The 24,323-nt window shown below is 72.7% G+C and carries 24 protein-coding genes; 11 read left to right on the forward strand and 13 right to left on the reverse strand.

The window, feature by feature from the left end; genetic code table 11:
* Positions 1 to 185 precede the first annotated feature (185 nt).
* A complete protein-coding gene (locus ACZ6J5_RS33165) occupies positions 186 to 1,775 on the forward strand; it encodes a trypsin-like serine protease (protein ID WP_469397641.1) in 1,590 nt (529 codons plus the stop codon).
* 243 nt (positions 1,776 to 2,018) lie between these two features.
* On the opposite strand, the gene ACZ6J5_RS33170 is transcribed toward ACZ6J5_RS33165, so the two are convergent.
* Entirely contained in the window at positions 2,019 to 2,789 is a 771-nt protein-coding gene (locus ACZ6J5_RS33170; protein WP_469397642.1) for a hypothetical protein, read from the reverse strand.
* Between the two features lie 1,284 nt (positions 2,790 to 4,073).
* Positions 4,074 to 5,486 (reverse strand): cytochrome P450, encoded by a 1,413-nt coding sequence (locus ACZ6J5_RS33175; RefSeq protein ID WP_469397643.1) that lies wholly within the window; start codon positions 5,484 to 5,486, stop codon positions 4,074 to 4,076.
* Between the two features lie 134 nt (positions 5,487 to 5,620).
* On the opposite strand from ACZ6J5_RS33175, the gene ACZ6J5_RS33180 reads away from it, so the two are divergent.
* Both ACZ6J5_RS33180 and ACZ6J5_RS33185 read left to right on the forward strand, forming a co-directional pair.
* Entirely contained in the window at positions 5,621 to 6,088 is a 468-nt protein-coding gene (locus ACZ6J5_RS33180) for a VOC family protein (RefSeq protein WP_469397644.1), read from the forward strand.
* A gap of 109 nt (positions 6,089 to 6,197) precedes the next feature.
* Positions 6,198 to 6,527 carry a hypothetical protein gene (locus tag ACZ6J5_RS33185; RefSeq protein ID WP_469397645.1) on the forward strand — a complete coding sequence of 110 codons (330 nt, stop codon included), beginning with the start codon at positions 6,198 to 6,200 and terminating at the stop codon, positions 6,525 to 6,527.
* A 63-nt stretch (positions 6,528 to 6,590) separates the two neighbouring features.
* On the opposite strand, the gene ACZ6J5_RS33190 is transcribed toward ACZ6J5_RS33185, so the two are convergent.
* Positions 6,591 to 7,820 carry an acyl-CoA dehydrogenase family protein gene (locus ACZ6J5_RS33190; protein WP_469397646.1) on the reverse strand — a complete coding sequence of 410 codons (1,230 nt, stop codon included), beginning with the start codon at positions 7,818 to 7,820 and terminating at the stop codon, positions 6,591 to 6,593.
* Positions 7,821 to 7,983: 163 nt separating this feature from the next.
* Between ACZ6J5_RS33190 and ACZ6J5_RS33195 the strand changes: the two genes are divergently transcribed.
* The gene (locus ACZ6J5_RS33195) at positions 7,984 to 8,634 is read left to right on the forward strand and encodes a TetR/AcrR family transcriptional regulator (RefSeq protein ID WP_469397647.1); all 651 of its coding nucleotides are present in this window, start codon (positions 7,984 to 7,986) and stop codon (positions 8,632 to 8,634) included.
* A 29-nt stretch (positions 8,635 to 8,663) separates the two neighbouring features.
* Here the strand turns inward: ACZ6J5_RS33195 and def are convergent, their stop codons facing one another.
* Entirely contained in the window at positions 8,664 to 9,218 is a 555-nt protein-coding gene (gene def, locus ACZ6J5_RS33200) for a peptide deformylase (RefSeq protein ID WP_469397648.1), read from the reverse strand.
* Positions 9,219 to 9,331: 113 nt separating this feature from the next.
* Between def and ACZ6J5_RS33205 the strand changes: the two genes are divergently transcribed.
* From ACZ6J5_RS33205 to ACZ6J5_RS33235, 7 genes are all read left to right on the forward strand, one after another.
* Positions 9,332 to 10,573 carry a MurT ligase domain-containing protein gene (locus ACZ6J5_RS33205; protein WP_469397649.1) on the forward strand — a complete coding sequence of 414 codons (1,242 nt, stop codon included), beginning with the start codon at positions 9,332 to 9,334 and terminating at the stop codon, positions 10,571 to 10,573.
* A gap of 31 nt (positions 10,574 to 10,604) precedes the next feature.
* Complete coding sequence (locus tag ACZ6J5_RS33210; protein ID WP_469397650.1) at positions 10,605 to 11,333, forward strand: type 1 glutamine amidotransferase; 729 nt, start codon at positions 10,605 to 10,607, stop codon at positions 11,331 to 11,333.
* A 161-nt stretch (positions 11,334 to 11,494) separates the two neighbouring features.
* A complete protein-coding gene (locus ACZ6J5_RS33215) occupies positions 11,495 to 12,520 on the forward strand; it encodes a 6-phosphofructokinase (RefSeq protein WP_469397651.1) in 1,026 nt (341 codons plus the stop codon).
* Positions 12,521 to 12,634: 114 nt separating this feature from the next.
* Positions 12,635 to 13,588: a cytochrome c oxidase assembly protein gene (locus tag ACZ6J5_RS33220; protein WP_469397652.1), complete on the forward strand. Its 954-nt coding sequence runs from the start codon at positions 12,635 to 12,637 to the stop codon at positions 13,586 to 13,588.
* A gap of 93 nt (positions 13,589 to 13,681) precedes the next feature.
* Positions 13,682 to 13,891: a hypothetical protein gene (locus tag ACZ6J5_RS33225; RefSeq protein WP_469397721.1), complete on the forward strand. Its 210-nt coding sequence runs from the start codon at positions 13,682 to 13,684 to the stop codon at positions 13,889 to 13,891.
* A gap of 71 nt (positions 13,892 to 13,962) precedes the next feature.
* Positions 13,963 to 14,682 carry a lysophospholipid acyltransferase family protein gene (locus ACZ6J5_RS33230; protein WP_469397653.1) on the forward strand — a complete coding sequence of 240 codons (720 nt, stop codon included), beginning with the start codon at positions 13,963 to 13,965 and terminating at the stop codon, positions 14,680 to 14,682.
* Positions 14,683 to 14,752: 70 nt separating this feature from the next.
* Positions 14,753 to 15,793, forward strand: coding sequence for an NAD-dependent epimerase/dehydratase family protein (locus tag ACZ6J5_RS33235; protein ID WP_469397654.1), 1,041 nt, complete (start codon positions 14,753 to 14,755; stop codon positions 15,791 to 15,793).
* A gap of 72 nt (positions 15,794 to 15,865) precedes the next feature.
* On the opposite strand, the gene ACZ6J5_RS33240 is transcribed toward ACZ6J5_RS33235, so the two are convergent.
* The 9 genes from ACZ6J5_RS33240 to ACZ6J5_RS33280 form a co-directional block, all read right to left on the reverse strand.
* Positions 15,866 to 17,404, reverse strand: a complete 1,539-nt coding sequence (locus ACZ6J5_RS33240; RefSeq protein WP_469397714.1) for an alpha/beta hydrolase — start codon at positions 17,402 to 17,404, stop codon at positions 15,866 to 15,868.
* Between the two features lie 204 nt (positions 17,405 to 17,608).
* Positions 17,609 to 18,382 carry an urease accessory protein UreD gene (locus ACZ6J5_RS33245; protein WP_469397715.1) on the reverse strand — a complete coding sequence of 258 codons (774 nt, stop codon included), beginning with the start codon at positions 18,380 to 18,382 and terminating at the stop codon, positions 17,609 to 17,611.
* A complete protein-coding gene (ureG, locus tag ACZ6J5_RS33250; protein WP_469397655.1) occupies positions 18,379 to 19,056 on the reverse strand; it encodes an urease accessory protein UreG in 678 nt (225 codons plus the stop codon). Before ureG ends, ACZ6J5_RS33245 begins: the two co-directional genes overlap by 4 nt.
* Positions 19,057 to 19,145: 89 nt before the next feature.
* Positions 19,146 to 19,808 carry an urease accessory protein UreF gene (locus ACZ6J5_RS33255; RefSeq protein WP_469397656.1) on the reverse strand — a complete coding sequence of 221 codons (663 nt, stop codon included), beginning with the start codon at positions 19,806 to 19,808 and terminating at the stop codon, positions 19,146 to 19,148.
* 15 nt (positions 19,809 to 19,823) lie between these two features.
* On the reverse strand, positions 19,824 to 21,545 hold the full coding sequence (locus ACZ6J5_RS33260) for an urease subunit alpha (RefSeq protein WP_469397657.1): 1,722 nt from the start codon (positions 21,543 to 21,545) through the stop codon (positions 19,824 to 19,826).
* Complete coding sequence (locus ACZ6J5_RS33265; protein ID WP_469397658.1) at positions 21,538 to 21,885, reverse strand: urease subunit beta; 348 nt, start codon at positions 21,883 to 21,885, stop codon at positions 21,538 to 21,540. The genes ACZ6J5_RS33260 and ACZ6J5_RS33265 overlap by 8 nt, the downstream gene beginning before the upstream one ends.
* 12 nt (positions 21,886 to 21,897) lie before the next feature.
* Entirely contained in the window at positions 21,898 to 22,200 is a 303-nt protein-coding gene (locus ACZ6J5_RS33270; protein ID WP_362471546.1) for an urease subunit gamma, read from the reverse strand.
* A 163-nt stretch (positions 22,201 to 22,363) separates the two neighbouring features.
* The gene (locus ACZ6J5_RS33275; RefSeq protein WP_469397659.1) at positions 22,364 to 23,512 is read right to left on the reverse strand and encodes an FAD-dependent oxidoreductase; all 1,149 of its coding nucleotides are present in this window, start codon (positions 23,510 to 23,512) and stop codon (positions 22,364 to 22,366) included.
* Between the two features lie 76 nt (positions 23,513 to 23,588).
* The gene (locus tag ACZ6J5_RS33280) at positions 23,589 to 24,269 is read right to left on the reverse strand and encodes a TetR/AcrR family transcriptional regulator (RefSeq protein WP_469397660.1); all 681 of its coding nucleotides are present in this window, start codon (positions 24,267 to 24,269) and stop codon (positions 23,589 to 23,591) included.
* Positions 24,270 to 24,323: the final 54 nt, after the last annotated feature.

The raw sequence follows: 24,323 nt of genomic DNA on the forward strand, positions 1-24,323 counted from the left end.
AAACACACCGTCCGCCACACCAACGGCACCTGGGAACCCGCCGACACACCACCCGGCGCCCCCACCAACCCCACCCACCTCGCCATCACCGGCAGTTGGAACTAGACACCACCCAGCCACCCGTGCCCCCGTGGGGCCGTTTCATCTCATTCGGAGATTCAGTGCGTTCGTACCATCCCAGGGTCATGATCAGCGGCGCGTTCGCCGTTGCGTCTGTAGCCGCGTTCCTTCCCTTTTCCCAGGCTCACGCGGTTCAAGGTGGCGAGGAGGCGGCCCGGGCCTTCACGGCGAAGATCACCGTTGGGGACAGCGACCGCGCCTGCACAGGAGCACTCATCGACTCCAGCTGGGTGCTGACCGCGGCCGCGTGCTTCAGCGGTCCGGAGGGCGGTACAGCCGCAGGCGCTCCGAAGTCCCCCACGACGGTCGTCGTCGGGCGGCCCGATCTGAGGCAGACGGGCAGCGGCGCGATCCGCTCGGCGGTCGAGGTCGTCCCCCATCCCGACCGCGACCTCGCTCTGGTCAAGCTCGCCCAGCAGGTGACCAACGTGGCACCGGTGGCCCTGGCTGATACCCCCGCCGCGGCCGGTCAGGGCGTCAGCGTCTCCGGCTACGGGCGCACTGAGACCGTCTGGGTACCGACCCGCTCGCACACGGCAGCCTTCACCGCTCAGCCGGCGGACAACTCGAGCCTCGCGCTGACGCCGGCCGGTGACGGCGCGGTCTGCCAGGGTGACGCGGGGGGGCCCGTCCTGACTGGGGCGGACGGCTCGCTGAGGTTGGTCGGCGTCGCAAGCCGGTCGTGGCAAGGGGGATGTCTCGGGGCTCCCGCCGGCGAGACGCGGCGCGATGCCCTGGCCACGCGCGTGGACGACATGCGCGACTGGGTCGGCCGGACTATCGCCGAGTCCGTCTCCGGCAGCGTGCTCACCGCGTCACCGCGGGGCAAGGTGGTTCATCTGAACGCCACCGGCCTCGACGGGATGATGCACACGACCGATGCCGATTACGGCACCGGCAAATGGACCGGGAAGTGGACCAGGCTCGACGGCCAGAATCTGACGTCGCTGACCAGTGCGGTCGTGGACAACATCGTCCACATCTACGCCGTCGGGGCCGACGGCAAGGTCTACGGCAAGGACGCCAACTACAACACCGGAAAATTCACCAATTGGAGCGAGGTCCCCGGAGCGGCCACCGGAGCCCGAGCCCTCACCGCATCCACGCGCGGCAACGTGGTCCACCTGTACATGATCGGAGCCGACGGAGCCCTCCACACCACCGACGCCGACTACGGCACCGGCAAGTGGACCGGGAAGTGGACCAAGCTCGACACCAAGCCCCTCAAGGCCCTCACCAGCGCGGTCGTCGACAACATCGTCCACATCTACGCCGTCGGCACCGACGGCAAGGTCTACGGCAAGGACGCCAACTACAACACCGGAAAATTCACCAACTGGAGCGAGGTCCCCGGAGCGGCCACCGGAGCCCGAGCCCTCACCGCATCCACGCGCGGCAACGTGGTCCACCTGTACATGATCGGAGCCGACGGAGCCCTCCACACCACCGACGCCGACTACGGCACCGGCAAATGGACCGGGAAGTGGACCAAGCTCGACACCAAGCCCCTCAAGGCCCTCACCAGCGCGGTCGTCGACAACATCGTCCACATCTACGCCGTCGGCACCGACGGCAAGGTCTACGGCAAGGACGCCAACTACAACACCGGAAAACTCACCAACTGGAGCGAGGTCCCCGGGGAAATCACTCTCTGACCCGTCTCGCTGTCAGAGCTACTGTCGGACGAGGACGAAGCCGACTCCGGTGGCCCTCTCCAAAGCCACCCACCGAGTCTCGGCCTTGTTCTCGCCCGGTGGTGCATGCACCGGTCCAGCACGTCAGCAGGTCGTTTAGCTGGTCGAGGATCTTGTAGAGGCTCAGGCCGGAGCGTGGGCTTTCGGGTGGAGCCGCTTGAGGGTGAGGAAGGCATCGGCGGCTCCGACCCGTATCCGTACGGGTCACGGCCCAGGGTCTGGTCCATCTGGGACCGGAACCCGTCCGGGTCGCCGACCTTCTTCAGCGTCTCCTCGGCGACCGGCGTGTACGCGATCTTGCTCGCGCAGCTGGGCGAAGATCTCCTCGTCCTCCGGGAACGAGGCCAGCTCGACGATCCACCGGCGCACCACGTTGTAGAGGTCGTCGATGTTCGCCGCCTCGACCTCTGCGTCGAACCGGGCCCGGCGCTCACCTGACAGAGCAGCTCGGATCCCGCCGATCGTGGCGGGCACCTCGACCCGTTCGCCGCCGTGCATCGTCCATCGCACATCACCCTCGGCCATCACCGAACGCTCCTGTGCTCCAGCGAGACGCCTACCCAGGCCACGGTAGCGAGAGCAGACGGCCAGACGGCACCGAGCGGTCAGGACTTCACCCCAGGAGAAGGCTCCGGGGCCTAGTCCGGGATCGACGTGACGTCCGACGACCCCATGACGAAAATCTTCGTCACCGTGCTCGCCGGGGGCCTCGAAATCCAGCGTGCCATGATCAGCGTGAACACCAAGGACGACGTCGCCGCAGCCCAAGTGGCGGGCAAGGCGCTCGGCCGCCCCGCCAGTCTCGACCCCGGTCAGGTCGCCGACATCGCCACCGCGTACAGGAACGGCACGGCGGTGAAGGCGCTCGCCCGGCAGCACGGCGTGGACCCGAAGATCATCGGCCGCGCCCTCGACACCACCGGCGCCCGCGACCCCGAGGACCTGTCCACGCTGCTCGTTGACGCTGGGGCTCACCGACGCCGAGGAGGAGCAGGCGGTGGCCGATTCCGCCGTCGCGCTCGACGTGCCCGGCCTCGTCGCCGAGCACCTGCGCAACACCGAGGACCAGGCTCCTCACAGCCGAGGGAGCCTCCCCGGCCGGACGGAAGGCGCGCCGGGTGTACGCGGACTGGATCACCACCGCATCGACCACCGCCTGAGGAAGCACCGTCCCGCAACGACGTCGTCCGCCTGCCGGGGGCGCCTGCTGTCCCCGGCCCGCCCGTCGGCACCGGGCCGGTCGACGGACAGCTCCTGGAGCAACTCGTCCCGACGGCGCGGCCCGAGCGGCCGGGCCGCCCGCTGTCCGGCCGACCCGTCGCCCGAGCCGCGTCTCACCGTGGCGCCGAGCCGGATGGAGTCTCCTGAATCGCTCCGCCGTTGGTCGTCCCCGTCGTACCGTCATCTCGGAACCGGTGACCTTCCGCAACCGTTCAGTTACGAGGCAGCCGTACCTCGAAGGAGAGATCTCGTGGGCGTTCTGGGCAAGCGGCACGGCAACGGCTACGCCGGGGACGTCCCCGCACAGCCGTGCTGACCGTGGGGTTCCGGCTGGGCAGCGACACCCGGCAGGTGACGGTCCTGGTGACAGAAGCCGGCTACCTGCACCGGGCCCACGGCCCCCTCGGGAAACTGGCCCACCTGTCCCGCCCCGAGCTGTCCCCCGCGGTGAACCACCCCGCCCCCAGCCTCCGGGGCGAGCACCCGCTCGCCCGCCCCATCGCCTCCCTTCGCCGCCACCACGCCACGTACACACAACAGGGCTACACCCTCGCACTCATCCCGCCGTCCGTCGTGCGCCTGGACTACGACGCCCACCGGCCCCTGACCCCGTCGGCGCACCGCGAGCTGTTCCAGGCGTTCATCGGCGCGGCGCCCACCACCCCACAGTCACTCGAAGCGGCCATCACCGCCTTCCGCGCTGTGCTCGGCCTGCCGTCCCGGCCTGAACACATCACCCGGCCGCCCCGGGGCAAGGGCCTCCCGCCCCGCGTCGCCGTGATGCTGCGCGCCCTGGAGGAGGGCTCCGCCCTCACCCCGGTGCGCCGCCGGTCCGTCGACTGGTCGGTGAGCGGCCAGGGCGTGCGGCTGCACGTCGGCCCGGCCGGCGAGGTCCTCGACCGGGCGGCAGTGCTCGAAATGCAGGCGGCGCTCAGCGCGTGGCTGCACTTCACCAAGGACGGAGAGCGCTCCGCTCCGCAGGGCGACGGCCCTGAACTGTCCCGCCGTGCCGTTCCCGCGCCCGGGGCCACGACCGACTTAGGCCCCTCGGGGCTCGCGCGGCGTGAGGCGGCAGCGGGCCGGGCCGGTGGCCTGGAGGGTGATCGCCGAGGCGAGCGGCACATGGGTGTCGATCGCCTCCAGTTCGTAGCGCTGGAGGATCATCGCGAGCGCGATGACGGACTCCAGCATCGAGAAGTGCTGGCCGATGCAGGCGCGCGGGCCGCCGCCGAACGGGAACCAGGCGTAGCGGGGGCGGGCCGCCTCCCGTTCCGGCGTGAAGCGGTCGGGGTCGAAGCGCTCCGGGTCGTCCCAGTAGCGCGGGTGGCGGTGGGTGACCCAGGGGGCGACGATCACGTCGGCCCCTGCGGGGACCGGGTAGCCGTCGATCTCGGTGGCGACGACGGCCCGGCGCCCTATGGCCGGGGCGGCCGGGAAGAGCCGCATGGCCTCCTTGAGGACGCGGGTGAGGTAGGGCAGGGCGTCGAGGTCGGCGGCGCCGGGCGTCCGTCCGCCGAGGACCTCGTCGAGCTCCTGGTGGGCCCGCCGCTGGACCTCCGGGTGGCGGGCCAGCAGGTGCAGGGCGAAGCCCATGGAGGTGGCGGTCGTCTCGTGGCCGGCGAGCAGGAACACGAGGACCTGCTCGCGCAGTTCGGTCGGGTCGAAGCCGTCGGGGACAGCGGTGCCGCCGGTGCCTTCCGGGTCGTCGCCGCTCGCCGCGACGAGCAGGTCGTCCCCGGTGGCGTGGGCGCCGGCCGCGCGGCGCTCGGCGATGATCCGGTCGCAGACGGCGTAGAGCTCCTCGTGGGCGGCGGCGGCGCGCCGGTTGCCCGGCGTGGGCCAGGTGCGCGGGAGCTTGCGGGGCGCGAAGCCGCGGCGCGAGACGTACGCCCCGAGGACGGGGAAGCAGCGCTCGACGATGCCGACGGCGGCCTCGACGTCGGTGCCGAAGAGGATCCGGGCGACCGCGCGCAGGGCGAGCCCGGCCATCTCGTGGACGACGTCGACGGAGTCGTGGCCGGCGGCCCGCCAGCCGTCGGTGAGCCGGGTGACCTCGGTGGCGACGGCGGAGGCGTAGCCGTCGACGCCGCGCGGGGTGAACAGCGGCTGGACGAGCCGGCGCTGGCGCAGGTAGTCGTCGTCCTGGCTGGTGAGCAGGCCGTTGCCGAAGGACTCGCGGATCTCCTGGTAGAAGGCGTTGTCCTTGCGGAAGTCGGCGGCGCGGGTGGCAAGCACCTGCTGGACGCCCTCGGCGGAGAAGACGCAGTGGACGGTGGCCCGCGCGCCGGGCGGCCCGGCGGTGATCCGGACGACGTCGCCGTGGTCGCGGCGGGCCTTGAGGAAGGTGGCGAGCGAGTCGTTCTTGAGGTCCAGCAGCGAGCCGATCAGCGGGACGCCCGAAAGCTCGGGCGTCCGAGGTGCGGTGGTGCTGCCGTGGCCGGTCGTCGTCATCGTGCGGTCCCCCCGGGTGACATGGCGTCAGGCGGGCCCCACCGCCCGCCGGTCCGTCGATTCTGCCGTACGCGCGCGGGGGGCGGCAGGCGGCGCCCGGACCCCTTGTCAGTGGCTTCTGCGACGCTGGCGGCATGGACGACATCGAGATGACGCTGCAACTGACCATCGACTGCGCCGACCCCGGCCGCCTCGTCGTCTTCTGGGCGGAGGCCCTGCGCTACGCGCCGGAGCCGCCGCCGGAGGGACACGGGAGCTGGCAGGAGTACTGGCGGGCGATCGGCGTGCCGGAGGAGGAGCTGGCGGACGGGGCGGGCGAGCTGCCGGAGTCGATCGTGGACCCGAAGGGGGTGGGCCCGCGCATCTGGTTCCAGGCGGTCCCGGAGCCGAAGTCCGGGAAGAACCGCCTGCATCTGGACCTGAAGGTCGGCGGCGGCCGCGCGGTCCCGCTGGCCGTCCGCCGCGAGCGGGTGACCGCCGAGGTGGCCCGGCTGACCGCGCTGGGCGCCTCGGTGCTGTACGTGATGGACGAGCCGGACGGCATGGAGTACTACGCGACGGTCCTCCAGGACCCGGAGGGCAACGAGTTCTGCGTGGTGTGACGCCGGACCGGGCGGCCGACCCGATCCCTCCGCTATCTGACCGCATATCAGCTGTCGGTGCCGTGCGACGCCCCCTACCCTCCTTGAAAACTCAATCAAGGAGGGTGCCATGAAGCGTTCCTTCACACGGGTGCTGGCCACGGGGGCGAGCGCGCTGGCCCTGTCGGCCGCGGCGGTCACCGCCGCCCCCGCGGCCTCCGCCGCACCGGCGAACTGCGGGGGCGCGTACGCCTACCAGATCCCCGGCTGGGCGATCGTCTACTGCTACGGCGGCACGGGCTACTACCGCGCCTTCGTGCGGTGCTCCGACGGCGTGGGCGCGGGTTACGACGTCACGTACCCCGGCCCCTGGCGGTCGTCGGGGACCGGGGACGACAGCGAGGCCAACTGTTCGAGGACCTTCCCGTACCTCATCGAGCACGGGATGGACGTGCTGTAGCACGGCACGGCACGGCTCCGCTCCCGTCCGGAGCGGGGCCGTGCGTCGGCGGGCTCGCGCGCGTCAGCGGATCGGCATGCCGGAGAGGGTGCGGGCGATGACCAGGCGCTGGATCTCGCTCGTGCCCTCGAAGATCGTGTAGATGGCGGCGTCGCGGTGCATCCGCTCCACCGGGTACTCGCGGGTGTAGCCGTTGCCGCCGAGGATCTGGATGGCCTGGGCGGTGACCTTCTTGGCGACCTCGCTCGCGTACAGCTTCGACATCGACCCCTCGGCGGAGGTGAAGGGCTTGCCCGCGGTGGCCATCCAGGAGGCGCGCCAGACCAGCAGCCGGGCGGCGTCGATCTGGGTGCGCATGTCGGCGAGCTGGAAGGCGACGCCCTGGTTGTCGATGATCGGGCGGCCGAACTGCTCGCGGGTCTTCGCGTAGTCGAGGGCGACCTCGTACGCGGCGCGGGCGGTGCCGACGGCCATGGCGCCGACGGCGGGACGGGAGGCCTCGAAGGTGGCCATGGCGGCGTTCTTCACCCGCTCGCCGCCGCCCGCCTTCGCCTTCTCCCGGGCGCGGGCGAGCCGCTCGTCCAGCTTCTCCTTGCCGCCGAGCAGGCAGCCGCCGGGGACCCGGACGTCCTCCAGGACGACCTCGGCGGTGTGCGAGGCGCGGATGCCGTGCTTCTGGAACTTCTGGCCCTGGGAGAGGCCGGGGGTGCCGGGCGGCACGATGAAGGAGGCGTGACCCTTGGAGCCGAGCTCGGGGTCGACGGCGGCGACGACGACGTGGACGTTGGCGATGCCGCCGTTGGTGGCCCAGGTCTTGGTGCCGTTGAGCACCCACTCGTCCTTGGCCTCGTCGTAGACGGCGCGGGTGCGCATGGAGGCCACGTCGGAGCCGGCGTCGGGCTCGGAGGAGCAGAAGGCGGCGACCTTCACGTCGTTGGCGTCGCCGTACATCTGGGGGATCCAGGTGCCGATCTGCTCCTCGGTGCCGTTGGCGAGCACGCCGACGGCGGCGAGGCCGGTGCCGACGATGGAGAGGGCGATGCCCGCGTCGCCCCAGAAGAGCTCCTCCATGGCCATCGGGATGCCGAGCCCGGTGGGGTCGAAGAACTGCTGGGCGTAGAAGTCGAGCGAATAGATGCCTATCTTGGCCGCTTCCTGGATGATCGGCCAGGGCGTCTCCTCACGCTCGTCCCACTCGGCGGCCGCCGGGCGCATCACGTCCGCGGCGAAGCCGTGGAGCCAGTCGCGCACCTGCTTCTGGTCGTCGTTGAGTTCGAGCGTGAACTCTGCCATGGTCCCTCCCGGCGGTATGTTACTTGCGGTAACACCAGTCTGTTACCGCCGGGTACGGGCTGTCAACCAGCGGCGGAACCGTTCGGCCCGATCGGCACCGAGTGCCGCCATGGTGTTACGTTGCGACAGCCTCAGGAATTCGCACGGGCGGGGAGACACGCTTATGGACACCACACACCGGACCACCACCGACCAGCAGAAGCCGGCCGACCAACGGCGCCGCGAACTGCTGGAGGCGGCGGACCGCGTGGTGCTCCGGGACGGCCCCAAGGCCTCCATGAACGCCATCGCCGCCGAGGCCGGGATCACCAAGCCGATCCTCTACCGCCACTTCGGCGACAAGGGCGGCCTCTACCGGGCGCTCGCCACCCGCCACACCGACGCCCTGCTCTCCGCGCTCCGGGCCGCGCTCGACGCGCCCGCCGACCGGCGCCGCCGCGTCGAGTCCACCCTGGACACCTATCTCGCCTCGATCGAGGCGATGCCCCAGGTCTACCGCTTCCTCATGCACCCGGCCGAGGAGTCCCACCAGTCGGAGCAGGGCTTCGACGTGGGCCGGCACTCCGCCCCGCTGCTGCGCCGCATGGGCGAGGAGCTCGGCCAGGTCATCGCCGAGCGGGTGGACCTCGGCCCCGGCGGCGAGGCCCAGGCCCGGATCTGGGGCCACGGGATCGTCGGCATGATGCACGCCGCCGGGGACTGGTGGCTCGGCGAACGCCCCTGCTCCCGCGAGCAGTTGGTGCGCAGCATGGCGGACCTGCTGTGGGGCCGCCTGGCGGCGGCCGGCGACCGTCCGGACGGGCCCGGCTTCTGAGCCCCCGGCCGGCCACGCGGGCCCGGCGGCTACAGCGCCGCCGCCCCGCTCCCCCACGGCTCCTTGCGGATCTTCCGGAGCAGCCGGCTCCGCCGCCACCCGGTCACGTGGTCCGCGTAGACGCCGCCGTCCAGGTGGTCGGCCTCGTGCTGGAGGCAGCGGGCGAAGAAGCCGGTGCCCTCGATCCGGACCGGGGTGCCGTCCACCCGGACGCCCTCGACCACCGCGCGGTCGAAACGGGGCGTCGGCGCCTCCAGGCCCGGCAGCGACAGACAGCCCTCGGGGCCGCCGACGATCTCGCCGTCGGCCTCGACCAGCCGCGGGTTCACCACATGGCCCAGGTGGCGGACGTCCTCGTCGTCGGGGCAGTCGTAGACGAAGACGCGCAGCCCCACGCCCACCTGGTTGGCGGCGAGGCCCACGCCGTTCGCCGCGTACATGGTCGCGAACATGTCCTCGACGAGCCGGGCCAGCTCCGGTCCGAAGTCGGTGACGGGTGCGCAGGACGTGTGCAGCACCGGCTCGCCGAGCAGGGTCATCGCTCGGACCTGGCCGGAACTGCCGGGGATCAACCGCTTTCGCATGGGCGCAAGGGTACGTTCAGGGGGCAGCCACCCGCGCCACGGTGCCGCGGTTCGGGCTGCTGGCCGGATCTCGATAGGCTGAGGCCGGACCGACGCAAGGAGGAACAAGGACGATGTCAGGCAGCAACTCGGAGCCGCTGTCGCCGCGCGCGAAACTGGCCGTGACGGCGGGCAAGGCCGCCGCCGCGGTGTCGCGGGCAGCGGGGCGCGGCAGCGGATCGGTGATCGGCGGCCGGGTCGCGCTCAAGCTGGACCCTGATCTGCTGGGCCGGCTCGCGCAGCACCTGGACGTCGTCCTCGTGTCGGCGACCAACGGCAAGACCACCACGACGCGACTGATCGCCGAGGCGCTGCGCGCCAGCGGCCCGGTCGTCTCCAACGCCCTCGGCGCCAACATGCCCGCGGGCATCACCTCGGCGCTGGCCGGCGGCTCGGACGCCCGGTACGGCGTGATCGAGGTGGACGAGAAGTATCTGGCGGGAGTCGCCCGGGACACCACCCCGAAGGCGATCGCGCTGCTCAACCTCTCCCGCGACCAGCTCGACCGCGCGGCGGAGACCCGGATGCTCGCGGAGAAGTGGCGCGAGGGGCTCAACGGCACCAAGGCGGTCGTCATCGCCAACGCCGACGACCCGCTGATCGTCTGGGCCGCCTCCTCCTCGCCGAACGTGGTGTGGGTGGCCGCGGGCCAGGAGTGGAAGGACGACGCCTGGTCCTGCCCCGCCTGCGGCGGTGTGATGCAGCGCCCCGGCGACGACTGGTTCTGCGGCGAGTGCGGCTTCCGCCGCCCCGCGCCGAGCTGGGCGCTCAGCGGCGACCACGTGCTCGACCCGCACGGTTCGGCCTGGCCGATCCACCTGCAGCTGCCCGGCCGCGCCAACAAGGCCAACGCCGCCACCTCCGCCGCGGTCGCCGCGGTCTTCGGGGTGCCGCCGCAGGTCGCCCTGGAGCGGATGTACCAGGTGCAGGCCGTGGCCGGCCGCTACGACGTGGTCTCCTTCCAGGGCCGCGAGCTGCGCCTGCTGCTGGCCAAGAACCCGGCCGGCTGGCTCGAAACGTTTTCCCTGATCGACCAGCCGCCGACCCCGGTGATCCTGGCCGTCAACGCACGCGGCGCCGACGGCACGGACACCTCCTGGCTGTGGGACGTGGACTACGGCCGGCTGGCGGGCCACCCGATCATGGTGATCGGCGACCGCAAGCTGGACCTCGCGGTCCGGCTGGAGGTCGCCGGCGTGGACTTCCGGGTGTGCGAGACGATCGACGAGGCCGTGACGGTGGCGCCGCCCGGCCAGATCGAGCTGATCGGCAACTACACCGCGTTCCAGGACGTCCGCCGCCGCGTCGGCAACTGACCCGACACGACCCCGCAGAAGGACTTGCAGCATGACTGACAGCAGCCTGCGTCTGGTCTGGGTCTACCCGGACCTGCTCAGCACCTACGGCGACCAGGGCAACGTCCTCGTCGTCGAGCGCCGCGCCCGCCAGCGCGGACTCAGCGTCGAGCGCGTCGACGTGCGCAGTGACCAGCCCGTCCCGACCTCCGGCGACATCTACCTGATCGGCGGCGGCGAGGACCGGCCGCAGCGGCTCGCGGCCGAGCGGCTGCTCCGCGACGGCGGTCTCAGCCGGGCGGCGTCCAACGGCGCGATCATCTTCTCGGTCTGCGCCGGCTACCAGATCCTCGGCCACGAGTTCGTCAACGACGTCGGCGAGCGCCAGGCGGGCCTCGGCCTGCTCGACGTGACCACGGTCCGCGGCGAGGGCGCCCGGTGCGTCGGCGACGTGCTGGCGGACATCGACCCGAACCTGGGCCTGCCCCAGCTCACCGGGTTCGAGAACCACCAGGGCGTCACCCACCTCGGCCCGACCGCCCGCCCGTTCGCCCGGACCGTCTTCGGCAACGGCAACGGCACCGGCGACGGCACCGAGGGCGCGTACAACGACACCGTCTTCGGCACCTACATGCACGGCCCCGTCATGGCGCGGAACCCGCAGATCGCGGACCTGCTCCTGAAGCTGGCGCTGGACGTGAACGCGCTGCCGCCGACGGACGACCGCTGGTACGAGGCGCTGCGCGGCGAGCGCATCGCGGCGGCCACGCAGCCGTCCTGACGGTCCGTGACGCCCGGGTCCGTACAGCTCCCGTACGAAAGTACGTTGTCCACTGTGCGGACATCCGGTTCGGCCCCGCCACCCTGCACCGATAGGGTGGCGGGGATCCAGCCGGACGACGTGGTCCGGGAGTCGGCCCACGTTGCAAAGGTTTTTGGGCTATGCGCATTGGTGTGCTCACCTCCGGCGGAGACTGCCCCGGTCTGAACGCCGTCATCCGGTCCGTCGTGCACCGCGCCGTCGTCGACCACGGCGACGAGGTCATCGGCTTCCACGACGGCTGGCGCGGCCTGCTGGAGTGCGACTACCGCAAGCTGGACCTCGACTCGGTGGCGGGCATACTCGCCCGAGGCGGCACCATGCTGGGCTCCTCCCGGGTGCAGCCGGCGCACCTCGTCGACGGCGTGGAGCGCGCCCGGGGCCATGTGGCGGACCTCGGCCTCGACGCGATCATCCCGATCGGCGGCGAGGGCACCCTGAAGGCGGCGAACCTGCTCTCCCAGGCGGGGCTCCCGATCGTCGGCGTGCCGAAGACCATCGACAACGACATCGCCTCGACCGACGTCACCTTCGGCTTCGACACCGCCGTCACGGTGGCCACCGAGGCCCTGGACCGGCTGAAGACCACCGCCGAGTCCCACCAGCGCGTGCTGATCGTCGAGGTCATGGGCCGGCACACCGGCTGGATCGCCCTGCACTCCGGCATGGCGGCCGGCGCGCACGCCATCGTCGTGCCCGAGCGGCCCTTCGACATCGACGAGCTGACCGCCCGGGTCGGCGCCCGCTTCGAGGACGGCAAGCGCTTCGCGATCGTGGTGGTCGCCGAGGGCGCCAAGCCCCGCGAGGGCTCGATGGACTTCAAGACGGCCGGCACCGACATCTACGGCCACGAGCGCTTCACCGGCGTGGCCAACCAGCTCTCCGCCGAGCTGGAGCGCCGCCTGGGCAAGGAGGCCCGGCCGGTCATCCTCGGCCACGTCCAGCGCGGCGGCACCCCGACCGCGTACGACCGCGTCCTCGCGACCCGCTTCGGCTGGCACGCGGTGGAGGCGGCGCACCGCGGCGCCTTCGGGATGCTCACCGCGCTGCGCGGCACGGACATCGAGCTGGTGCCGCTCGCGGAGGCCGTGGAGACCCTGAAGACGGTCCCGGCGGACCGCTACGCCGAGGCCGAGACGGTGCTCTGATCTCCCGGCCGGGCCCCGGCCACGCCAGGAACCGCCCCCGGTCGCGGCCGCGACCGGGGGCGGTTCTAGTCTGGTGCGGACAACAAGCGCGAATCGGGCTCCAGGAGTAGAAAAATGGATCACAGCGGGCACGGCATGACCATGGATCTGCCGCCGTTCACGCTGGGGCGGGCCCTGGAGTTCTCTCCCGACCTGTTCTTCCTGATCGGCTGTCTCGCCGGGCTCGGCCTGTACGGCTGGGGCGTGGCGCGGCTGCGGAAGCGCGGGGACGCGTGGCCGGTGAGCCGGACGGTGTTCTTCGCGGTGGGCGTGCTGAGCATCGCCCTGGTGATGTGCACCAAGCTCAACGACTACGGCATGGTCATGTTCAGCGTGCACATGGTGCAGCACATGGTGATCTCGATGCTGTCACCGATCCTGCTGCTCCTCGGCGCGCCGGTGACCCTGGCGCTGCGGGCGCTGCCGGTGGCGGGGCGGGGCTCCACGGGCCCCCGCGAGCTGCTGCTGAAGCTGCTGCACAGCCGGTACATGCGGATCATCACGCACCCGGCGTTCACGATCTCGATGTTCATCGCGAGCCTGTACGGCCTGTACTTCACGCCGCTGTTCGACACGCTGATGGGCTCCAAGGCGGGCCACATCGGGATGATGGTCCACTTCCTCATGGTGGGCCTGGTCTTCTTCTGGCCGATCATGGGCGTGGACCCGGGTCCGCACCGGCCGGGCTACGTGATGCGGATGCTGGAGCTGTTCGCGGGGATGCCCTTCCACGCCTTCTTCGGCATCGCGATGATGATGGCGACCGAGCCGCTGGTCGAGGTCTACAAGAACCCGCCGGCCTCGCTCGGGATCGACGCGCTCGCCGACCAGAACGCGGCGGGCGGCATCGCCTGGGCGTTCAGCGAGATCCCGTCGGTGCTGGTGCTGATCGCGCTGGTCTACCAGTGGTACCACTCCGAACAGCGGCAGGCGATCCGCAAGGACCGGGCCGCGGACAGGGACGGCGACAAGGAGCTGGAGGCGTACAACGCCTATCTGGCCTCCCTCCAGGGGCGCGGCTCGCGCTAGCGGAGGCCCCCTAGCACGGTTTCGGCCGACGCGCAGGGCTGGCGCGGGGCCCGTCCCAGGAGTCACGATGGCTTCGAGGAGGGCTGAGCGATGATGTCCGGTCCCACGAAGACGATGGCGGCGGTCACCGCCGCCTCGCTGGTGCTCACCACCGCGTACACGGTGGCCCTCGGCAGCAGCGGCTGGCTCTGGTTCTGCTGGGTGCTGCTGGGCGTGACCACGATCGGGATGGCCGCCGCGGACAGCGGCGAGAGCCCGGTGCGCCGCCCGCGCCCGCGTCCGCGCCCCCGACCACAGCCGTGAGCCACGGCGCCGCGTCACGGCCCTGAACCACGCCCCGCAGGACCCGTCCGCCGATCTCACGGGGGTTGCCGGTGTTCTACCACGTCCTCAAGTACGTGCTCCTCGGTCCGCTCCTCAAGCTGCTCTTCCGGCCCCGGGTGGAGGGCCTGGAGCATGTGCCGGAGGAGGGCGCGGCGATCGTCGCGGGCAATCACCTGTCCTTCTCGGACCACTTCCTGATGCCGGTGGTGCTGGACCGCCGGATCACCTTCCTGGCCAAGCAGGAGTACTTCACGGGCCCGGGGCTCCGGGGCCGGCTGACGGCCGCGTTCTTCCGCAGCGCGGGGCAGATCCCGGTGGACCGCTCCGGCAAGGAGGCGGGGCGGGCCGCGATCCGGGAGGGGCTCGGGGTGCTGGCCCGGGGCGAGCTGCTCGGCATCTATCCGGAGGGCACCCGCTCGCACGACGGGCGGCTCTACAAGGGCAAGGTCGGGGTGGCCGTGATGGCGCTGACCGCCGGGGTGCCGGTGGTGCCCTGCGCGATGGTCGGCACCTTCGAGATCCAGCCGCCGGGGCGGGTGCTGCCGCGGATCCGACGGGTCACCATCCGGTTCGGCGAGCCGCTGGACTTCTCCCGGCACGCGGGGCTCGAAGGGCGGCGGGAGGTGGTGCGGGCGGTGACGGACGAGATCATGTCCGCGATCCTGGCGCTCTCCGGGCAGGAGTACGTGGACGCGTACGCGGCGGACGTGAAGGCCGCGGACGGCGTGGCCGGCACGGGCGGGGAGCCCGGGGAGTTCCCGCGCGGCTGACGCCCTCAGCGGATCCGCGCACGGCGAAAGCGGCTGGGCGCGCGGCCCGGCGGCCCGTAGCGTCCCCGGCATGACGATCAAGGGGAACGTGTTCGTGCTGGGAGCGACGGGGCAGATCGGGCGGGCGGCCGTGCGGGCGCTCGTCGCGGACGGCTGGGAGGTGACGGCCGGCTCGCGCCGCGGCGGCCGGGACGAGGGGTGGCCGCAGGAGGTGCGGTCGGTGGCGGTGGACCGTACCGAGGAGGGGGCGCTGGCGGCGGCGCTCGGAGCGGGCACCGACGTGCTGGTGGACGTGGTGGCGTACGACGCCGGGCACGGGCGGCAGCTGGCGGGGCTCGCCGGCCGGATCGGTTCGGCGGTGGTGATCTCCAGCGCCGCCGTGTACCAGGACGCCCAGGGCCGCAACTTCGACACCCAGGACGAGCCGGACGGCTTCCCGGACTATCCGCTGCCGATCACGGAGTCGCTGGGGACGGTCGCGCCGGGCGACACCACGTACGGCACCCGGAAGGTGGCGCTGGAGCGGGAGCTGCTGGCGGCGGGCGACGCGCTGCCGGCCACGCTGCTGCGGGCGACGGCGGTGCACGGCCCGTACAGTCCGGGGCCGCGCGAGCTGTGGTTCGTGAAGCGGGCCCTGGACGGGCGTCCGGTGCGGATCCTGGCGGAGGGCGGGCGGTCCGTCTTCCACCCGGTGCACGTGGACAACATCGCGGAGCTGGTCCGGCTGGCCGCCGCGCGGCCGGGAAGCCGGGTGCTCAACGCGGCCGACCCGCAGGCGCCGACGGTGGCGGAGATCGGGGCGATGATCGACGCGGCGATGGGCGTGCGCAGCGAGACGGTGCTGTTCGAGGGGTCGCCCGCCAAGGAGGGCATGGTCGGCTACACGCCGTGGACGACGCCCCGCCCGATGGTCTGCGCCATGGCGGCGGCGGAGCGCGAGCTGGGCTACCGGCCGGTGACGGGGTACGCGGAGTCGCTGCCCGGCACCATCGCGTTCCTGGCCGGGGCGGTGGCGGAGCGGGACTGGCGGGAGGCGTTCCCGGGGCTGGCGCGGTACGGCGTGGACTTCTTCGACTACGCGGCGGAGGACGCCTGGCTGGCCGCGCGCTGACACGCGCGGGGGCGGCCACCGTGAGGGTGACCGCCCCTGCCTGTTACCGGGTGTTACGGGGTGATGCGGGTGTTACGGCTGGGGCGTGGCGTGCGGCTCGCAGGTCACGTCCCGGCTGTCGACCTTGCCCGTGAGCAGGTAGGCCTCGACCTTCGGGTTGATGCAGGAGTTCACCAGGTTGGTGACGCCGTGCGAGCCGGCGTTCTTCTCGGTGATCAGACGCGAACCCTTGAAGCGCTTGTGCAGCTCGACCGCGCCGGCGTACGGCGTGGCCGCGTCCCGCTCGGACTGGACGATGAGCACCGGCGGCAGGCCCTTGCCGGTCTTGACCTGGGTCGGCTGCTGGCGCGGGCCGGACCAGGTGGCGCAGGGCAGGTTCATCCAGGCGTTGGCCCAGGTCATGAACGGGTACTGGCGGTGGAGCCGGGAGTTGTCCCGGTCCCACTGCTTCCAGCTCGTCGGCCAGGGGGCGTCGGCGCACTCGACGGCCGTGTAGACCGCGTTGCCGTTCTCCGAGGCGATGTTGCCGGCGGTGTCGGTGAGGTCCGCGGCGGCACCGTCGATGAGCGGCTGCGGGTCGCCCTGCGCGTACGCGCTCCAGGCCTCCGCGACCGGGACCCACGAGGAGTCGTAGTACGGGGCGCTCTGGAAGAAGTTGATGAGCTCGGCCGGGCCGACCTTGCCGCCCAGCGGGGCCTTCTTGGCGGCGGCGCGCAGGGTCACCCACTGCTGCTGGACCTCGGCGAGGGTCTTGCCGAGGTGGTACGTGTCGTCGTGCTGGGCGACCCAGGTCATCCAGTCCTTGAGACGTCCCTCGAAGGCGATGTCCTGCTCCAGGTTGGCCTGGTACCAGATGTTGCTCTTCGCCGGGTTGACCACGCTGTCGACGACCATGCGCCGGACGTGGTCCGGGTACAGGGTGCCGTAGACGGCGCCGAGGTAGGTGCCGTAGGAGACGCCGACGAAGTTGAGCTTCTTCTCCCCGAGCGCGGCGCGGATGACGTCCAGGTCGCGGACCGTGTTGCGGGTGGTCATGTAGGGCAGCATGTCGCCGCTCTTCTCGGCGCAGCCCTTGGCGTAGGCGGCGGCCAGCTTGCGCTGGGCCAGCTTGTCCGCCTCGCTGTCGGGGACCGGGTCGAGCTTGGGGCCCTTGACGAAGTCCGTCGGGTCCACGCAGGAGATCGGCGCCGAGTGGCCGACGCCGCGCGGGTCGAAGCCGACGAAGTCGTAGGCCTTGGCGGCGTTCGCCCAGATCTTGTTGTTCGTGGTGACGCGGCGCGGGAAGCGCAGGCCGGAGCCGCCGGGGCCGCCCGGGTTGTAGACCAGGGCGCCCTGGCGCTCGGCCGGGGTGCCGGTGGCGCCGATGCGGTCCACGGCGATCTTGATCTTCTTGCCGTCGGGGCGCGCGTAGTCGACCGGGACGGTGACCCAGCCGCACTTGATGGGCTTCTCAAGCCCCCAGTCGGCCGGACAGTCCTGCCAGTCGATGCCCGCCTTCGCGGCGCGGGCGGCGGCGATGGTCGCGCCGCGCGCCTCGTCGTCGCGGTCGTGACGGCTCTGCGCGCCGGCCGTCGGCGCGGCCAGCGCGCCGACTATGAGCGTCGCGGTCATCAGAGTGCCGGCGGAGCCGAGCACTGCTGTACGTCTCAAGTGGTTCCTCCCCCAAGGAGAGCGCCGCCCCCGTGGCAGCGCCGTGGTGGGCTGTCCGGGGGATCCTTTCGTCCTTGGGGCCTCCGGTAAAAGGGCGTACGCGTGTTTCTTTGCCGAACCAATAACCGGAGATCGGTGTACCGCTGAGCGGAACTCACCCGGAGTTCACCTGGCCGCGCCCTGCGGCGCGAGCAGCGCGAGCCCTTCGTCCAGGGCCCGGCGCAGCGCGAGCGCGTCGGGCGCGACGGCGGTGACCAGGGCGGCGGGTCCGGCGAGCGGCACGAGCACGGCGTGCTCGCCGAGCGGCCGGGCCTCGGGCGGTTCGCCCGTTCCCTCCGCCTCCGTGGTGAAATCGGGGTCGACCACGAGGAGTTGCCCGGTGGCCCGGTGGCCGCCGAGGACGGCGGGGCCGTCCCAGCCGCCGGGGGCGCCCGGCCCGTAGCGGAGCTCCTGGTCGAACAGCGGGCGCCCGGCGTGGCGGACGGTGAGGCGGGTGCGGAGGGTGCCGGGACGCTCGCCGTGCCGCCCCAGGATCTGCTCCTCGCGGAACACGAGGCGCGCCCCGGCGCCGAGGTCGACCGTGGTGCGCATCCGCAGCTCGGAGCCCTCGGCCGAGACGAGCTGCTCGGGCAGCCAGCGCAGCTCGGCGCCCGCGCCGACGGTGAGCGCGACGTCGTACGTGGCGGGGCCGCCGCCGGCGCCGGGCAGGGCGACGGTCGCGGCGGCGGAGTCGACCAGGAGCCGCGCCCCGTCCCGTACCTCCGCCTCCAGCAGCAGCCGGTCACCGCCGAGCGGGGCGCTCATGGCGCCGACGACGGTGACCCGGGTGTACGGGCCGGGGGCGCGGGTGCGGCGCAGCGCGAGCGGCCCGGAGCTCTCCAGGACGGGGAGCGAGCCGTCCGCCTCGGCGGTGATCCGGGCCGTGGCGCGCAGGCTCATGCGGTCCATGCGGCGAGCCGCTCGCGGACCCAGGAGGCGACGGGGGCGACGCCCTCGGCGGAGCGGAGGGACTGGAAGGCGACGGGCAGCGCGCCGCGCTGGGCGGCGGCGTCGCCGGCCATCCGCTCCAGGTCGGAGCCGACGTGCGGGGCGAGGTCGGTCTTGTTGACGACGAGCAGGTCGGCGGTGGTCACGCCGGGGCCGCCCTTGCGCGGGATGTCGTCGCCGCCGGCGACGTCGATGACGAAGATCTGGGCGTCGACGAGGCCCCGGGAGAAGGTGGCGGTGAGGTTGTCGCCGCCGGACTCGACCAGGATGAGGTCGAGCGGGCCGACGGTCTCCTCCAGTTCCTCGACGGCTTCGAGGTTGGCGGAGATGTCGTCGCGGATCGCGGTGTGCGGGCAGGCGCCGGTCTCGACGGCCTGGATCCGCTCGGGCGGCAGCACGGCCTCGCGGAGCAGGAACTCGGCGTCCTCGCGGGTGTAGATGTCGTTGGTGACGACGGCGAGGGAGAGGGTGTCGCGCAGTTCGCGGCAGAGCGCGGCGACGGTGGCGGTCTTGCCGGAGCCGACCGGGCCGCCGAGGCCGATGCGCAGGGCGCGTCGGGTGCCGTCCGGGCGGTGGGCGTCGGCGGAGACGGCGTGGATGTGGTTGTTGCCGTGGTCGAGGTGCATGGGCGGGCTCCTGTGTTCTCGGATGTGAGGGGGCTCGGGGCGCTCGGGGTGCGGGTGGGACGCGCGGGGTGCTCGGTGCGGCGGCCCGTTCAGGAGGCGAAGAGCCGGACCGGCCAGCACGCGTGCTGTTCGGCGGTGAGGTCGAGCAGCGGCGCCGAGGCGGCCGGCAGGGCGTCCACGTCGCCCTCCCGGGCGGCGGCGGAGGCGCGGGCGGCGACCTCGTCCAGGTCGGGCGCGAGCCGGGCGAGGACGGCGGTGGCCTGGAAGGGGTCCAGGCCGAGCAGCCGCACCACGGCGGTGGCGGGGCCGCTGACCGTCTCGTAGCCGACGCAGTGCGCGGCCTCCTCGGGGTCGAGCCCGGCGGCGCGGGCCGCGGTGCCGAGCACGACCGGCTGGTGGGCGCCGCGCGGGAACGCGGCGGCCAGCCGGTCGAGTTCGGGTCCCGGCCAGGCCGCGCGGGCCGCCCGCATCATCTGCCGGCCGAGCCTGCGGGCGGTGGCGCGCAGGGCGGGCGAGGGGGTGCGGGCGTCGGCGGCGGCGTCGAGCTCGTGCGGGTCGGCGCCGAGCGTCGCGGCGGCGGCCAGCGCGGCCGTGGTGAGGCCGGTGGTGTGCAGCCGGCCCCGGCAGAAGGCCTCCAGGTCGGCGGCGTCCTTGAGGCGGCCGGCCTTGACGGCCGCCTCGGCGCCGCCCGAGTGGGCGTGCCCGCCGGCGGGGAAACGCCCGTCGGCGAGCACGAGGAGTGCGGATCTCATGGGGTGTGGGGCCCGTCAGAAGAGGAAGTAGCGCTGGGCCATGGGCAGTTCGGCGGCGGGGGCCGGTTCGACCGGCTCGCCGTCGATGGTCACCGAGAAGGTGTCGGCGTCGACCTCGACCCGGGGCAGGGCGTCGTTCTCCCGCATGTCGGCCTTGGTCACCCGGCGGGTGGAGCCGATCGCGGTGAACTCCTTGTTCAGGCCCAGGCGTCGCGGCAGGTCGTCCTCGATGGCCGCCTCGGCGACGAAGTTGACCGAACCGGCCGCGGCGGCCCGGCCCAGGGAGCCGAACATCGGGCGCGGCAGCACCGGCTGGGGCGTGGGGATGGAGGCGTTGGCGTCGCCCATCTGCGCGTACGCGATCTGTCCGCCCTTGATCACGACGAGCGGCTTGACGCCGAAGAAGGCGGGCTCCCACAGCACCAGGTCGGCCAGCTTGCCCGGCTCGACGGAGCCGATGAGGTGGCCCATGCCCTGCGCGACGGCCGGGTTGATCGTGTACTTGGCGACGTAGCGGCGGGCCCGGTGGTTGTCGGCGTCCCCGTCGCCGGGAAGCGCCCCGCGCCGCTTCTTCATCACGTGGGCGGTCTGCCAGGTCCGCATGATCACCTCGCCGATCCGGCCCATGGCCTGGGAGTCGGAGGAGATGATCGAGATGGCGCCGAGGTCGTGCAGGACGTCCTCGGCGGCGATCGTCGAGGGCCGGATCCGGGACTCGGCGAAGGCGAGGTCCTCGGGGACGGCCGGGTTGAGGTGGTGGCAGACCATCAGCATGTCGAGGTGTTCCTCGATGGTGTTGACGGTGTGCGGCCGGGTCGGGTTGGTGGAGCTGGGCAGCACGTGCGCCTCGGAGACCACGGTGATGATGTCCGGCGCGTGCCCGCCGCCCGCGCCCTCGGTGTGGTACGCGTGGATGGTGCGGCCGGCGATGGCGGCGAGGGTGTCGCCGACGAATCCGGCCTCGTTGAGGGTGTCGGTGTGGATGGCCAGCTGGGCGCCGGTCTCCTCGCACACGCTCAGACAGGCGTCGATGACGGCGGGGGTGGCTCCCCAGTCCTCGTGGATCTTGAACCCGAGGGCTCCGCCGCACAGTTGGGAGTGCATGGCGTCCCGGGACATCGTGTTGCCCTTGCCGAGCAGACCGATGTTGACGGGGAAGGTGTCCAGGGCCTCGAACATCCGGGCCATGTGCCAGGGGCCGGGGGTGATCGTGGTGGCCTTGGTGCCCTCGGCCGGTCCGGTGCCGCCGCCGACCAGGGTGGTGACGCCGGTGGCCAGGGCCTGCTCGACGACGGTCGGCGAGATGAAGTGGACGTGGGTGTCCACGGCTCCGGCGGTGAGGATCCGCCCGTTGCCGACGATCACCTCGGTCTCGGGGCCGATGACCAGGTCGGGGTGGACCCCGTCCATGGTGTCGGGGTTGCCGGCCTTGCCGAGGGCGGTGACGCGGCCGTCGCGGATGCCGATGTCGGCCTTGACGATGCCCCAGTGGTCGATGACCACGACACCGGTGATCACCGTGTCGGGGGCGCCTTCGGCGCGGGTGGTCCGGGACTGGCCCATCGACTCGCGGATGACCTTGCCGCCGCCGAACACGGCCTCCTCGCCGGCCCGTCCGGGGCCGCCGGAGCGGTCCTCCTCGATCTCGACGAGCAGGTCGGTGTCGGCGAGCCGGATCCGGTCGCCGGTGGTGGGGCCGAACAGGTCGGCGTAGACGGCGCGGTGCAGCTCAGGCACGGTCGCCTCCGTTCGGCTCGGTGGGGGCGGTGGCGTCGAGGGGGCCGGCGGTCTCGCCGCGCAGCCCGGGGACGATCCGGCGGCCGGCGATCGGCACCAGTTCGACCTCGACGCGGATGCCGGGCTCGAAGCGCACGGCGGTGCCCGCCGCGATGTTCAGCCGGAGCCCGTGGGCGGCCTCGCGGTCGAAGTCGAGACCGGGGTTGGCCTCGGCGAAGTGGTAGTGCGAGCCGACCTGGACAGGCCGGTCGGCCGCGTTGAGGACGGTGAGGCGACTGGCGGGGCGGCCCTCGTTGAGGACCACGGGCCCGTCCGCGTACAGGATCTCTCCGGGAATCATCGGTCGCGCCCCTCAGATGATCGGCTCGTGCACGGTCACCAGCTTGGTGCCGTCCGGGAACGTGGCCTCGACCTGGACGTCGTGGATCATCTCGGGGATGCCGTCCATGACCTCCTGCCGGGTGAGCACCTTGCGTCCGGAGGCCATGAGCTCGGCCACGGTGCGCCCGTCGCGGGCACCCTCCAGGACGTGCGAGGTGATGAGCGCGACGGCTTCGGGATGATTGAGCAGGACACCGCGCGCCCGGCGCTTCTCGGCCACGTCCGCCGCGACATGGATCAGCAGCCGTTCCTGCTCATGGGGGCTGAGTTGCACGCTTCCACCTCACTGTCGACCACCGGGGACTCCCGGACGCAGGGGACCCTAGCGACCTTCAACACTCTGTTGACGAGGGGGGAAGGGGCTCCGGGCCAGACATTGCACGTTAGGGCCGAAGTTTTTCCTCCTCGTTAACTAAGCCTTTGCGCCACCGTGGAGTTCAGCCCCGGGGAGTACCGGAGCGAAACATCTCGGCCAGCGGCGCGGGGGCCTCCGGGTGGAAGAGGAGGTCGAGCGCCTCGGCGGATTCCCGGGCCTTCTCCTCGGCCCGGTCGAACATCTCCCGCTCGTAGCGGGCGACGGCGGTACGCGGGTCCCCGGGGCGCTCCAGCAGGTGGCGGGCGAGCTCGGCGGCGTCGAACAGGGCGAGGTTCGCGCCCTCCCCGGCGAAGGGGGACATCAGGTGCGCGGCGTCTCCCAGGAGGGTGACGCCGGGCCGGGTCCGCCAGCGCAGCCCGGCGGGCAGGGCGTGGATGCGGCGCGGGGTGAGCGGTCCGTCGGCGTCGGCGACCAGCCGCCGCAGCGCGGGGTCCCAGTCGGCGAAGTGCGCCAGGACGGCCCCCTTCGCGGCGGGGGTGTCGGTGAGGTCGAGGGTGTCCAGCCATCCCTCCTCGGCCCGCAGCGCCACGTACAGATGGAGGCTGCCGTCGGTCTCGCGGTGCCCGAGGAAGCCCTTGCCGTCGCCGAGCGCGAAGAACATGCCGCCGCCGACGAGGGCCGCCGCCTCGGGGTGGCGCGCGTCGGCGTCGCCCAGGTCGAGCTCGACGAAGGAGATGCCCGTGTAGGCGGGGCGGGCGTCGGTGACCAGGGGCCGGATCCGGGACCAGGCCCCGTCGGCACCGACGAGCAGATCGGTGGTGAGGACCCGCCCGTCGGCCAGGGCGACCTCATGGCGGCCGTCCCCGAGGGGGCGGGCGCCGGCGACCTTGGCGCCCCAGCGCACCGTGCCCTCCGGCAGAGAGGAGAGCAGCAGGTCGCGGAGGTCGCCCCGGTCGATCTCGGGCCGGCCGCCGGGGGCGCCGTCGTCGCTCTCCTCGTGGACCGGGACGGCGTGCCGGTCGAGCACGCGCAGGGCCTCGCCGCCGGGGTGCACCTTGGCCAGAAAGGCCCCGTGCAGCCCGGCGGCGCGCAGGGCCGCCTGGCCGGTGTCGTGGTGGATGTCCAGCATCCCGCCCTGGGTGCGGGCGTCGGCGGAGGCTTCGAGGTCGAGGACGGCGGCGGCGACGCCGTGCGCGGACAGGATCCGGGCGAGGGTGACGCCGCCGAGGCCGCCGCCGGCGATGACGAGGGGGAGGTGGGGGGTGTCCATACCCTCCAACGTAACGAACATGTTCGTTACGAACAAGTTCGTCACCGCCCGGGTCGCGCGGCCCCCACCCGACCGTTCAGGCGGCGCCCGGGTGGGTGACGAGGATGCCGTTGAGCAGGACCTCCACCCGCCAGCGGCGGCGTTCGGCGGGGGTTCCGGAGAGGAGTTCGGCGGCCTGGGCGCGCACGCGCGGATGCGTGTCGGACGTGGCCTCGGCGACGGCCCGGCGCAGCCGGTCCCAGTCCCGGTCGGCGTCCGCGTCCTCGCCGCGCGCGGAGTGCTCGGCCGCGGCGGCCGTCGAGCCCTGGAGCAGGAGGTCGACGCCCCAGGCCGCCTGGAGCGCGGGGACGCCGCCCTCGGCGAGCAGCGTGAGCAGGGTGTCGAGCAGGCCGAGGTAGTGCGGGCCGGAGGGGCGGGCGACCAGCGCCGACTGGGCGAGCGCCGGGTTGGCGAACAGGATCGCCTCGTACCCGGCGAGCACCGCGTCGAGCCGGGTCCGCCACGGGGCGGCCGGGTCGCCGGCGTCCAGGGCGGCGCGGCCGAGCAGCCGGTCCAGGATGGCGGCGTGCAGCTCGCCGGTGTTGGCGACGTAGACGTAGAGGGAGGCGGGCCCGGTGTCCAGCGCCTGGGCCAGCCGGCGCATGGTGACGCGGCGCAGGCCCTCCGCCTCCATCAGCGCCACGGCGGTGTCGACGATGCCCTCCCGGGTCAGGGCGGGCTTGGCTGGCCGCTCGCGGCGGCTGTGCGGAGTGGGCATGGGGCCAGTCTAGGGCGTGACCCGAACACGTTCGGTACGAACGCGTTCGCACCG

The sequence above is a fragment of the Streptomyces sp. NPDC042100 genome, assembly GCF_055582325.1.